The organism is Aquabacterium sp. (assembly GCF_036279655.1).
In the GTDB taxonomy this organism is placed as follows: domain Bacteria; phylum Pseudomonadota; class Gammaproteobacteria; order Burkholderiales; family Burkholderiaceae_C; genus Aquabacterium.
In genome coordinates, this window is the sequence record NZ_DASUIT010000127.1 from 14,835 (window position 1) to 26,368 (window position 11,534).

Genomic DNA, 11,534 nt, shown 5'->3' on the forward strand with positions numbered 1-11,534 from the left:
TTTGAAGGAGAGCACCATGCCTCAAAACGCCGACAAGATCCTGGACCACGAGTTTCTCTTCCGTGAGCCGGAATACCAGACCATGCTCGAGGGCAAGAAGGCCTTCGAGTTCAACCACCCGGACGACAAGATCAAGCAGGTCATCGAATGGACCAAGACCGAGGAGTACAAGGAGAAAAACTTCGCCCGTGACTCCCTGGTCGTGAACCCCGCCAAGGCCTGCCAGCCCCTGGGCGCCGTGTTTGCCGCCAATGGCTTTGCCAAGACCTTGTCCTTCGTGCATGGCTCGCAGGGCTGCGTGGCCTACTACCGCTCGCACTTCTCGCGTCACTTCAAGGAGCCCACGTCCTGCGTGTCCTCGTCGATGACCGAGGATGCCGCCGTGTTCGGGGGGCTCAACAACATGATCGACGGCCTGGCCAACACCTACAACCTGTACAAGCCCGACATGATCGCCGTGTCGACCACGTGCATGGCCGAGGTGATCGGGGACGACCTGAACGCCTTCATCAAGACGGCCAAGGAAAAGGGCAGTGTGCCTGCCGAGTTCGATGTGCCTTTTGCGCACACCCCAGCCTTCGTGGGCAGCCACATCACGGGCTATGACAATGCGCTGCTGGGGGTGTTGCAGCACTTCTGGGACGGCAAGTCCGGCACCGCGCCGGCCCTGACCCGCGTGCCCAACGAGTCGATCAACTTCATCGGCGGCTTCGACGGCTTTGTCGTCGGCAACATGAAGGAGATCAAGCGCATCTTCAATCTCTTTGGCGCTGACTACACGATCATCTGTGATCCCTCGGAAGTCTGGGCCACCCCGACCGATGGCGAGTTCCGCATGTATGACGGCGGCACCACCAAGGAACAGGTCGAAGGCGCGCTGAACGCCAAGGCCACGATCGTCTTCCAGGAGTTCTGCTGCGAGAAGACCATCAAGTACCTCAGGGACAAAGGCCAGGAAGTCGTGGTGCTCAACAGCCCGATCGGCGTGGCAGGCACCGATGCCTTCCTGATGGCCATCTCCCGGCTCACCGGCAAGCCCGTGCCGGCCGAGCTGGAGAAGGAGCGCGGTCTGCTGGTGGACGCCATGGCCGACAGCCAGGCCCACCTGCACGGCAAGCGCTACGCCCTGTATGGTGATCCGGACCAGATGATCGGTACCGCGCAGTTCCTGCTGGAACTGGGCGCCGAGCCCATCCATGTGCTGGCCACCAACGGCACCGAGGAGTGGGCCAATCGCCTGCAGGCCCTCTTTGATGCCTCGCCCTATGGCAAGGACTGCAAGGCCTACCCCAAGCGGGACCTGTGGCACATGCGCTCCTTGCTGCACACGCAGCCGGTGGACTTCCTGATCGGCAACACCTACGGCAAGTACCTGGAGCGCGATACTGGCACGCCGCTGATCCGCATGGTGTTCCCGATCTTCGATCGTCACCACTACCACCGTCTGCCGACCTGGGGCTATGAAGGTGCGCAGCGCGTGTTGCTCAACCTGCTCGATGAGTACTTTGAGGCGCTGGACGCCAACACCATCGTGCCGGGCAAGACGGACTACTCCTACGACATCATTCGTTGATGGAGCCCCCCGAGCGCCGCGTTGCGGCGCTCGGCATCGCAGCATCGTGAGGTTCTGATCATGAACACCTACGTCAAGACCACGCAGGATGGCCGCCAGGTTGAAGTCATCGATGGCTGGCTGTGCCTGGGGGGGCAGCGTGAGACAGACACCCTCATCCCGCTGATCGAGCATCCCAATCGCCAGGCGATTGCCCAGGCCGTGCCGGGGGCCACGCACATGGCCGGCCGCATTCCTTTGCGCCACGATGAGGCGGCCATTGCGCAGGGGGCCATGGACGCCGCCAAGCGGGTCTTTTCCACCGATCCCGTGGCCATCGCCGATCGCTTTCGCAAGGCGGTGTGGGCCAAGGCGCAGTTCGAAGGCGTTGAGTGATCCCACTCCAGGAGTGCCACATGATCTTTGTCGTTGAAGTGCCGCATGTCGGTGAGGCCCATGCCTGGTTTGCCTTCGATGGGGAGGATCTGCTCAGCAAGGTGGTGGTGGGCGATGCCCTGTCGGCATGGGAGATCTATGACACGGCGACCGCACGCGAGCTGTTTGCGCTGGTCGGTGAGGTGCCGGGGTCCGAGCAGGCGCGCGATACGGTGCCCGGCATGTGCCGACTGGCCGACGCCTATGGCCTGGACACACCGCTGTACCGCGCGGACTATCTGCTTGAGCGTGGCTGCTATCAACCCGAGGGCGTTCGCATTGAAGCGGCCTGCGAGGCCGCCTTGAATGCGCGCGTGGCGCCAGCGCCCACGGGGGGGCCGCTCAAGGACCTGCGCATCTACTGGAGCGAGCCCCAGGCGGTGTTGGCCATCGAGGGGCAGGATCCATTTTTCAGCGGGGAAGGCCAATGGCGGGCGCTGCATGCGCTGCGCGAGCAACTGCTGTCCCTGGACGTGCTGGCAGAGAACTGAGCCCTTTCGGCACAGGACATGAGCGACACCAGCCTGTCATCGCTGGCCTTTTTCAGGGAACTGCATGGGCATTACGGGCAGGCCTTGAGCCACTGGCGCGCACAGCCCAAGGTGCTCGATGCGATCCTGCAGATCGCCTGGCACAGCTTTGAGGACAACGTTCAGTTGCAATGCGAGGGCTTGCCTGATCTGGATTGCCACAAGGGCTGTGCCACCTGTTGTACCTTGCGCGTGACGGCGACCGCGCCCGAGATGCTGATGCTGGCGCGTTTCATTCGCGCAGTGCACCCGGCCTTGATGGCTCGGGGCATTGACTTGCCTGCTCGGGTGGCTGATGTGGATGCCCGCACGCAGGGGTTGAGCGAAAGCGGGCGGGTGGCGGCTCGTCAGCCTTGCCCCTTCGTGGCGCAAGGCGTGTGCGTGATCTACCCGGTGCGTCCGTTGGCCTGCCGGGGCCTGGCCTCGTATGACCGCCGAGTCTGCGCGCAGGCCGCGTCGGGTCGGGTCGATGCAATTCCCTACTCCGAACCCCACATGCGTGTGCGCAGTGTGGTGCAGAACGCGCTGCAGTCGGCCCTGCGCGATGCGCAACTGACTTGGGGCAGCTACGAGCTCAACCAGGCCCTCACGATGGCCTTGCGAGATGCGTCTCTGGAGCAGCGCTGGCTGAGCGGCGAGGATGTTCTGCACCCTGCCCAGGTTCACGAGGTCGATCCGGCCGAGATGGCCCACACCTTCGATCGCATCCGGGCTCTGGCCTGAAGGGGGCATTGGCAGCTTCGCGACAAGGCCTGTCGAGTTTGTCGCGTGGCGCAGTGTTCTGAAGGGCCTCGATCGAGGTCTTCCCAGGCAAACCTGCCCTGGCACCAATTGTGCAAAGACAGCAGCAGTTCCTCAAGGAGTTGCCCATGTCTGCATCGCTCAAACAGAAGATTGCCGAGGTCTTTGATGAACCGGGCTGCGACAAGAACCAGGGCAAGAGCGAGAAAGAGCGCAAGAAAGGCTGCACCAAGCAGCTCTCGCCCGGGGCTGCTGCGGGTGGTTGCGCCTTCGATGGCGCCAAGATCGCGTTGCAGCCCATCGTGGATGTGGCCCACCTGGTTCACGGCCCCATTGCCTGCGAGGGCAACTCCTGGGACAACCGCCACAGCGCCTCGTCGGGCTCGCAGCTCTACCGCACGGGCTTCACCACCGACATCAGCGAGCTGGACGTGATCTATGGTGGCGAAAAGCGCCTCTTCAAGTCCATCCGAGAGATCATCGAGAAGTACGACCCACCGGCCGTCTTTGTCTACCAGACCTGCGTCACAGCCCTGATCGGCGATGACATCGAGGCGGTGTGCAAGCGGGCCGCCGAGAAGTTCGGCAAGCCCGTCATTCCCGTCAACAGCCCGGGCTTTGCGGGGCCCAAGAACCTGGGCAACAAGCTCGGAGGCGAGTCCATTCTGGACCATGTCATCGGCACCGAGGAGCCCGAGTTCACCACGCCCTACGACATCAACATCATTGGCGAGTACAACCTCTCGGGCGAGCTCTGGCAGATCAAGCCGCTGCTCGATGCCCTGGGCGTGCGCATCCTGTCGTGCATCTCGGGCGACGGCCGCTACCACGAGGTGGCCAGCAGCCACCGCGCCCGGGTCAACATGATGGTGTGCTCCAAGTCGATGATCAACATCGCCACGCGCATGCAGCAGAAGTGGGACATCCCCTACTTCGAGGGCTCCTTCTATGGCATTGGCGACATGAGCGACACCCTGCGACAGATCGCACGCCTGCTGGTGCAGCGGGGTGCCGGGGCCGATCTGATCGATCGCACCGAGCGCCTCATCGAGGTCGAGGAGGCCCGCGCCTGGCAGCGCTTGAGCACCTACAGGGAGCGCCTTCAGGGCAAACGCGTGTTGCTGATCACCGGGGGGGTGAAGTCCTGGTCGGTGGTCTCCGCCCTTCAGGAGGTGGGCATGGAGATCGTGGGCACCAGCGTCAAGAAGTCCACCAAGGAGGACAAGGATAAGATCAAGGAGATCATGGGGGATGACGCCCACATGATCGATGACATGACGCCGCGCCAGATGTACGACATGCTGCGCGATGCACGGGCCGACATCATGCTGTCGGGAGGGCGGTCACAGTTCATCGCCCTCAAGGCCCGCATGCCCTGGCTGGACATCAACCAGGAGCGACATCACGCCTACGCGGGTTATGAAGGCATGGTCGAGCTGGTCGACGAAATCGACAAGGCCCTGCACAACCCGGTATGGCAGCAGGTGCGCATTCCCGCGCCATGGGATGAGGTGGATGCCGGCATGCTGGCAGCCGAGCCCTTGGTGCGGCCCGACACCATGGCTGCCAGCACAGCCCACGCCTGAGGGGATCCCATGGCCCACGTTGTCGAATCCAAGAAGGCCTGCACGGTCAACCCGTTGAAGATGAGTCAGCCCCTGGGGGCGGCCTATGCCTTCATGGGCCTGGACAGTTGCATGCCCGTCATGCATGGCTCGCAAGGCTGCACCTCCTTCGGTCTGGTGCTGCTGGTGCGGCACTTCAAGGAGGCCATTCCGCTGCAGACCACGGCCATGAACGAGGTCACCACCATCCTGGGGGGCTACGAGAACATCGAGAAGGCCCTGCTCAACATCCGCCAGCGCGCCAAGCCTCGCCTGATCGCCATCTGCTCCACCGGATTGACCGAGACCAAGGGCGACGACGTGGACGGCTATCTGGCCTTGGTGCGCCAGCGTCAGCCCAGCCTGGACGACACGGCCCTGGTGTATGTGTCGACCCCCGACTATGTGGGCGCCTTCGAGGATGGTTTTGGTCGCGCCGTGACGGGCATCATCCAGGCCCTGGTCGAGCCGGTGAGCAGCGATGATGGCTTCTGCCCAGTCGAGCGTGTCGAGGACCAGATCAACCTGCTGCCGGGCGGCCACCTGACCCCGGGCGACATCGAGGAGCTCAAGGAGATCATCGCGGCGTTTGGCCTGCGCGCGGTGGTGCTGCCCGATGTCTCGGGCTCGCTGGATGGGCACATCCCGCCCGACTGGCGCGGCACCACACTGGGCGGCACCACCGTGGAGGCCATCCGGGGCATGGGGCGCTCCATCGCCACCCTGGCCATCGGTGAGCAGATGCGAGCCGCCGGTGCCACCTTGAGCGAGCGCACCGGTGTGCCCCTGCACCTCTTTGATCGCCTCACCGGACTGGCTTGCAACGATCGGCTGCTGAGCACGCTCTCCCAGCTCAGCGGCCGCCCGGTTCCAGAGAAGTACCGCCACCAGCGCAGCCAGTTGCTGGACGCCATGCTCGATGGCCACTTCTACACAGGCAAGCTCAAGGTGGCCATCGGCGCCGAACCCGATCTGCTGCATGCCGCGGGATCCTTGCTCCACGAGATGGGGGCCGAGTTGGTGAGCTGTGTCACCACCACGCAGTCGCCCGTGCTGGCGCAGTTGCCCGTCGATCAGGTGCTCATCGGTGATCTGGAGGACCTGGAAGCCGCAGCACAGGGCGCCGACCTGCTGATCACCCACTCGCATGGCCGACAGGCCGCCGAGCGCCTGGGCAAGCCTTTGTTGCGCCTGGGCTTTCCCATCTTTGACCGCATCGGCAATGCCCACCGGGTGATGGTGGGCTACCGAGGCACGCGTCAATTCATCTTCGAGGTGGCCAACCTGGTGCTGGAGCACCTGCCCCATGCCGGGCCCGATCACTGGCCTCTGCCCGAAGCCGCCCAGCGCGTCGCACAGCCTGCCGCCGTGCCCTTGCCCTGGCCTGTCAGAGAACCCGCATCCACCGATGGAGTTGCCCCATGAAAGTCGCCTTCAGCACCCAGGACAAACAATGCGTGGACGCGCATTTTGGCTGGGCCAAGAACATCGCCGTCTATGACGTCAGCCCCACGGGCTACCACTTTGTCGAGAACTTCGAGTTCGGCGGCAAGCTCGAGGAGGACGGGGACGAAGACAAGCTGGCCCCCAAGCTCGAGGCCATCAAGGACTGCGCCATTCTCTATGTCGCCGCCATCGGGGGATCGGCCGCTGCCCGTGTGGTGGCGGTGAAGATCCACCCGATCAAGGTGCCCCAGCCCGAGCCCATCCTGGACATCCTGGAAAAGCTGCAGGCCGTGCTCAAGGGCACCCCCCCTCCCTGGTTGCGCAAGGCCTTGTTGAAGGACCCGGGCGCGGCCATCCCCCACTTTGAAGAGGAAGACGAGGTCAATCATGGTTGAAGCCACCGTGGACGCCCCCACCGACGAGCAGTTGCTGCAGACCCCCTTTGTGCGTGAGCTCATCAAGGTGCTGCGCGCCCAGGACACCCATGGCACCTGGGAGGGCAAGTCGGATCGCGACCTGCTGAACCCCTACATCCTCACGGCCGAGCAACGCCGTGAGCTGCCCATCATTGGCGATCCGGACCCCGAGATTCTCTGGCGCATGGAGTTGTTCTACAACGCCGTGGGCGTGGCCATCGAGCGGGAGACCGGCAACATGGTGACCCCCATGATGAAGATGAGCCACGAGGGCTTTGGCCGCATCGTGCTGCTGGCAGGCCGCCTGGTGGTGGTCAACAAGCAGTTGCGCGATGTGCACCGCTTTGGTTTTGCATCCCTGGCCAAGCTGGCCGAGCAGGGCGGCAAGTTCCTGAGCGATGGCATTGCCATGGTGCGCCAGTACCCCGACGTGGCCAATTACGGCACCTGATCCGCAGGAGCGACGCATGGACGCCGATGAACTCAAGACCCAGCTGAAGAAGCTGAACGCCAAGGCCACGCAGGCCAAGATGGACCTGCATGACCTCTCTGAAGAACTGCCGACCGGCTGGGAGAAGATCCTGGAGGTGGCGCAACGCTGTCATGACGCCCACGCCGCTCTCATGGCTGCCCGCAAGGCGGCTGCGGCGGCAGGCGCCTGAGCCACCACCGAGGAAGGGAGAGCACCCCCATGAGCCATTTTTTCGTGACCCTGCCCAGTGGGGAGACCTGGGAGCCCAAGTTCGTTCAGACCATCAACGAGAACACCTGCATCGGCTGCGGTCGTTGTTTCAAGGTCTGCCCGCGCGGCGTGCTGGAACTGGTCGGCCTCAATGACGAGGGCGAACGCGTGCACATTGACTCCGAGGACGATGAGGACGAAGAGTACGAAAAGAAGGTCATGACCATTGCGCATCAGGCCTTGTGCATCGGTTGTACGGCCTGCGCCAAGATCTGTCCCAAGAAGTGCTACACGCACGCGCCGATGACGGTGTGACGAACGGGGGCGTTCCCGTTATATCCTTGGACCATGCGCCTGATTTCGTCCCTCCTGCGTCTGAGCGTGCCGCTGGCCTTCTGGCTGGGGGTCTGGGGCGGGTCGGCCCACGCCGGGGTCGTCCAGGTGGCGGTGGCCGCCAACTTCGCCGCGCCCTTCCAGAAGATCGCGGCGGGCTTCGAGGCGGACACGGGGCACCAGGCGCAGGCCATCATCGGATCGACGGGCAAGTTCCACACCCAGATCCGCGCAGGCGCGCCTTTCGACGTGCTGCTGGCCGCCGATGACGAGACCCCACGCCAGCTGGAGTCCGAGGGCTTGGCGGTCAAGGGGCAACGTTTCACGTATGCCAAGGGCAAGCTGGTGCTCTGGAGCGCTCAGGCGGGGCTGGTCGACCCTCAGGGGGAGGTGCTGCACAAGGGGGCGTTCAAACGCCTGGCCCTGGCCCATCCCAAGCTGGCCCCCTACGGCGCCGCTGCCGTGCAAGCGCTCCAATGCCTGGGCGTGTACGAGCGTCTGTCCGAGCGGCTGGTCATGGGGGACAACATCGCGCAGGCTTGGCAGTTCGTGAGCACCGGCAATGCCGAGCTGGGCTTGCTGGCGCTGTCACAGGTGGCGGTGCCCGATCGACCCCGCACCGGATCCTGGTGGATGGTGCCGGCCCGCTGTTACACGCCCATCTTGCAGGATGCCGCCTTGCTGACGCGTGGTGAACACCACGCCCCCGCCCGTGCCCTCCTGAACTACCTCAAGGGCGACAAGGCCCGGGCGGTGATCCAGTCCTATGGCTACGATCTGTGATGTGGTTGCAGGCCGATGATCTGCAGGCTTTGAGCCTGACCGCCCAACTGGCGGCACTCAGCACCGTGCTGCTGCTGATCCTGGGCACACCCATGGCATGGTGGCTGGCCCGCACCCGCTCACGCCTGAAGGGGCCGGTGGCCGCGGTGGTGGCCCTGCCCCTGGTGTTGCCGCCCACGGTGATCGGCTTTTACCTGCTGATGTTGATGGGGCCGCAGGGGCTGGTCGGGCAGTTCACGCAGGCGCTGGGCTGGGGCTTGCTGCCTTTCACCTTCTGGGGGCTGGTGGTGGGCTCGGTGCTGCACTCCTTCCCTTTCGTCGTTCAGCCACTGCAGCAGGCCTTCGAGGCGATCGGGCCGCGACCGCTGGAGGTGGCCGCCACCTTGCGTGCCGGCCCCTGGGATCGCTTTCTCACGGTGGTGTTGCCCCTGGCTCGGCCGGGCTTCCTGACCGCCAGCGTGCTGGGCTTTGCCCATACGGTGGGCGAGTTCGGTGTGGTGCTCATGATCGGCGGCAACATTCCTGGCGCCACGCGGGTGCTGTCGGTGGCCTTGTACGGGCATGTCGAGGCCATGGAGATGGACCGCGCCCACCTGCTGGCCGGTGGCATGGTGGCGTTTGGCTTTGGTGTGATGTTCCTGCTGTACCTGCTGAACGCACGTGTGGTGCGGGCGCGAGGGGCCGGTCATGAATGAGGTGACGGCCGATCTGCGCCTGACCCGATCGACCTTCGAGCTGGACGTGTCCTTGCGTTTGCCAGGGCAGGGGGTGAGCGTGCTGTTCGGGCCCTCTGGTTGCGGCAAGACCACCATCCTGCGGGCCCTGGCGGGCTTGGAGAAGGCCCGGGGGCATGTCCGTGTGCACGGAGAGGTCTGGCAGGACGAGCGCCGTTTCGTGCCCGCCCATCGGCGCCCCATCGGCTATGTGTTCCAGGAGGCCAGCTTGTTCCCGCACCTCACCGTGCGAGGCAATCTGGACTTCGGCATGAAGCGGGTGCCCATGAGTGAGCGTCGCGTGACGCTGGACGAGGCCGTGAACCTGCTGGGCATCGGCCCTTTGCTGGCGCGTCAGCCACAAGGCCTGTCGGGCGGTGAGCGCCAGCGTGTGGCCATCGCACGTGCCCTGCTGACCAGCCCACGCCTGTTGCTGATGGATGAGCCCCTGTCGGCACTGGATGCACAACTCAAGAGCGAGATCCTGCCTTATCTGGAGCGGCTCAACCACGAGACTGGGGTGCCCATGGTCTACGTGACCCACGCCCCGGATGAGGCCGCCCGTCTGGCCGATCACCTGGTGCTGCTGTCAGCCGGCCGCGTGGTGGCCCACGGCCCTGCCTCGACCTTGATGGCGCGATTGGACCTGTCGCTGAGCCGCATTGACGAGGCAGGCGCTCTCCTGGAAGGCCGGGTGGCAGAACACGATCCGGCCTATGGCCTGAGCCGGCTCGACATCGGCGGTCAGTCCCTGTGGGTGGGCCAGTGTGCTGTGCCCCTCGGTCAGCGGGTGCGTGCCCGTGTGCTGGCCCGCGATGTGAGCGTGACGCTCACGCAGGCGGGTGACAGCAGCATCAGCAACATCCTGCCCGCGCAGATCGAAGGGGTGCGCGAGGATGGGCCGGACACGGTGACCCTGCAGTTGCGCCTGACCGCCTTGCCGGGGGCCAGCGAGCCCGGGGCCGTGCTGCTGGCACGCATCACGCGGCGCTCGCGTGATGCCCTGCAGTTGCGGGTGGGGCAAGCGCTCTTTGCGCAGATCAAGGGCGTGGCCTTGATGCGCTGATGCGTGCGACCGGCGTGCGCTCCGGCGGTTGGGCCAGACCATCGACGATGCGGTCCAGTGCGCGGCACAAGTGCTGCTCGGCCTGGGCCATCGGCACCTGCCACTGCGGCAGTTGCCCGTCCACCTGCATGCGGGCCAGGCCATAGGCCAGCGCTCGCAAGGCCAGGGCCAGCTCGTTCACGCACCCCGCGGGCAGCGTGCCCTGGCGCACGGCCTGATCGACCAGGGCCAGCGTGGTGTCTCTGACCGACGAGAAGTGCAACTGCAGGCTGGGTGAGCTGTCGAAGTCGAACAGGCGCCGCGAAGAGACCAGCCGGAACTGCGTGGGATGCTGCAGTGCCCACCGGATGAAGGCGTGGCCCAGGGTCTTGAGTCGCTCCAGCGGGGCCGCCGGGGCCTTGCGCAAGGCGCCTTCCACATGGATGCGCAGGCGCAGTGTGGCCTCTTCGGCCACGGCGGTCATCAGCGATGCACGGTCAGGAAAGTGGCGGAACGGCGCCCCGGAGGACACCCCCAGCCGGCGCGCCACCTCGCGCACGCTGATGAGGTCCTTGCCGGTTTCTTCGGCCACCGTCACGGCCATGTCGATGAGGGCCTGCCGGAGATGGCCATGGTGATAAGGGCGCGTCGCGGTCTTCATGGTCAGGCGGGGTGGCACTCAATGTAAGCACTGTGTATTTTGCTTGAGCTCTTGAGACAGTGGCCACTACCATGCGCCTCCATTCAATCAAGGAGCGCGAACCTCATGGATCTGCTGATCAACCCCGATGTGGAGCCGATACGCCAGCTCATCCGGGTCACGGCACGCACCTCGCTGCTGTTCTTTCTGATGGCCTACACCGCCCAGGCCCTCTGGGTCCGCTGGCCCGGCGTGGTCAGCCAGTGGCTGCGCAGGTACCGGCGCCAGTGGGGCTGGTCGCTGGTGGTGTCCCACACCCTCCATGCCCTGGGCATCGCCGCCCTGGCGCTGGAGGCCCCTGCCTTGTTCAAGACCCTGGCGCCTCTGGGCAACCTCATCAGTGGCGGCCTGGCTTACGCACTGCTGTGGTCCATGGGGGTGACCTCCTTTGACCGCACGGCCCGCTGGCTGGGCCCGATCTGGTGGTCGCGCTTGCACACCTGGGGCAGCCACTACCTGTGGCTGAGTTTTCTGGTGGCCTATGGCAAGCGGGTGCCCGTCGATCTGATCTACGCCCTGCCGGTGGGATTGCTCTTGCTGGCCATGGGTTTGCG

General features: G+C 65.0%; 15 protein-coding genes. 14 read left to right on the forward strand and 1 reads right to left on the reverse strand.

Translation table 11 applies throughout. From position 1 onward, the window contains the following. Positions 1-16 precede the first annotated feature (16 nt). From nifK to modC, 13 genes are all read left to right on the forward strand, one after another. Complete coding sequence (gene nifK, locus VFW84_RS14245; protein WP_329681123.1) at positions 17-1,573, forward strand: nitrogenase molybdenum-iron protein subunit beta; 1,557 nt, start codon at positions 17-19, stop codon at positions 1,571-1,573. 60 nt (positions 1,574-1,633) lie between these two features. Continuing rightward, positions 1,634-1,948 (forward strand): hypothetical protein, encoded by a 315-nt coding sequence (locus VFW84_RS14250; protein WP_329681124.1) that lies wholly within the window; start codon positions 1,634-1,636, stop codon positions 1,946-1,948. A 20-nt stretch (positions 1,949-1,968) separates the two neighbouring features. Continuing rightward, entirely contained in the window at positions 1,969-2,478 is a 510-nt protein-coding gene (locus VFW84_RS14255; protein WP_329681125.1) for a hypothetical protein, read from the forward strand. Between the two features lie 18 nt (positions 2,479-2,496). Further along, positions 2,497-3,240 carry a YkgJ family cysteine cluster protein gene (locus tag VFW84_RS14260; RefSeq protein ID WP_329681126.1) on the forward strand — a complete coding sequence of 248 codons (744 nt, stop codon included), beginning with the start codon at positions 2,497-2,499 and terminating at the stop codon, positions 3,238-3,240. Between the two features lie 146 nt (positions 3,241-3,386). Further along, the gene (gene nifE / locus VFW84_RS14265) at positions 3,387-4,844 is read left to right on the forward strand and encodes a nitrogenase iron-molybdenum cofactor biosynthesis protein NifE (RefSeq protein WP_329681127.1); all 1,458 of its coding nucleotides are present in this window, start codon (positions 3,387-3,389) and stop codon (positions 4,842-4,844) included. A gap of 9 nt (positions 4,845-4,853) precedes the next feature. Continuing rightward, positions 4,854-6,287, forward strand: coding sequence for a nitrogenase iron-molybdenum cofactor biosynthesis protein NifN (nifN, locus tag VFW84_RS14270; RefSeq protein ID WP_329681128.1), 1,434 nt, complete (start codon positions 4,854-4,856; stop codon positions 6,285-6,287). Continuing rightward, the gene (nifX, locus tag VFW84_RS14275) at positions 6,284-6,703 is read left to right on the forward strand and encodes a nitrogen fixation protein NifX (protein WP_329681129.1); all 420 of its coding nucleotides are present in this window, start codon (positions 6,284-6,286) and stop codon (positions 6,701-6,703) included. The genes nifN and nifX overlap by 4 nt, the downstream gene beginning before the upstream one ends. Continuing rightward, positions 6,696-7,175 (forward strand): NifX-associated nitrogen fixation protein, encoded by a 480-nt coding sequence (locus tag VFW84_RS14280; RefSeq protein WP_329681130.1) that lies wholly within the window; start codon positions 6,696-6,698, stop codon positions 7,173-7,175. The genes nifX and VFW84_RS14280 overlap by 8 nt, the downstream gene beginning before the upstream one ends. 16 nt (positions 7,176-7,191) lie before the next feature. Continuing rightward, entirely contained in the window at positions 7,192-7,386 is a 195-nt protein-coding gene (locus VFW84_RS14285) for a CCE_0567 family metalloprotein (RefSeq protein ID WP_329681131.1), read from the forward strand. Positions 7,387-7,415: 29 nt separating this feature from the next. Continuing rightward, positions 7,416-7,721, forward strand: coding sequence for a ferredoxin III, nif-specific (fdxB, locus tag VFW84_RS14290; protein ID WP_329681132.1), 306 nt, complete (start codon positions 7,416-7,418; stop codon positions 7,719-7,721). 33 nt (positions 7,722-7,754) lie between these two features. Next, positions 7,755-8,522 carry a molybdate ABC transporter substrate-binding protein gene (modA, locus tag VFW84_RS14295; protein WP_329681133.1) on the forward strand — a complete coding sequence of 256 codons (768 nt, stop codon included), beginning with the start codon at positions 7,755-7,757 and terminating at the stop codon, positions 8,520-8,522. After that, the gene (gene modB / locus VFW84_RS14300; RefSeq protein WP_329681138.1) at positions 8,522-9,217 is read left to right on the forward strand and encodes a molybdate ABC transporter permease subunit; all 696 of its coding nucleotides are present in this window, start codon (positions 8,522-8,524) and stop codon (positions 9,215-9,217) included. The genes modA and modB overlap by 1 nt, the downstream gene beginning before the upstream one ends. Then, positions 9,210-10,301: a molybdenum ABC transporter ATP-binding protein gene (gene modC, locus VFW84_RS14305; RefSeq protein ID WP_329681134.1), complete on the forward strand. Its 1,092-nt coding sequence runs from the start codon at positions 9,210-9,212 to the stop codon at positions 10,299-10,301. The genes modB and modC overlap by 8 nt, the downstream gene beginning before the upstream one ends. Here modC and VFW84_RS14310 read toward each other — a convergent pair. Next, a complete protein-coding gene (locus VFW84_RS14310) occupies positions 10,276-10,941 on the reverse strand; it encodes a TetR/AcrR family transcriptional regulator (protein WP_329681135.1) in 666 nt (221 codons plus the stop codon). The two genes, modC and VFW84_RS14310, sit on opposite strands and share 26 nt — an antisense overlap. A 105-nt stretch (positions 10,942-11,046) precedes the next feature. Between VFW84_RS14310 and VFW84_RS14315 the strand changes: the two genes are divergently transcribed. After that, positions 11,047-11,534: hypothetical protein (locus tag VFW84_RS14315; protein WP_329681136.1), on the forward strand; the 488-nt coding region annotated here is incomplete at its 3' end.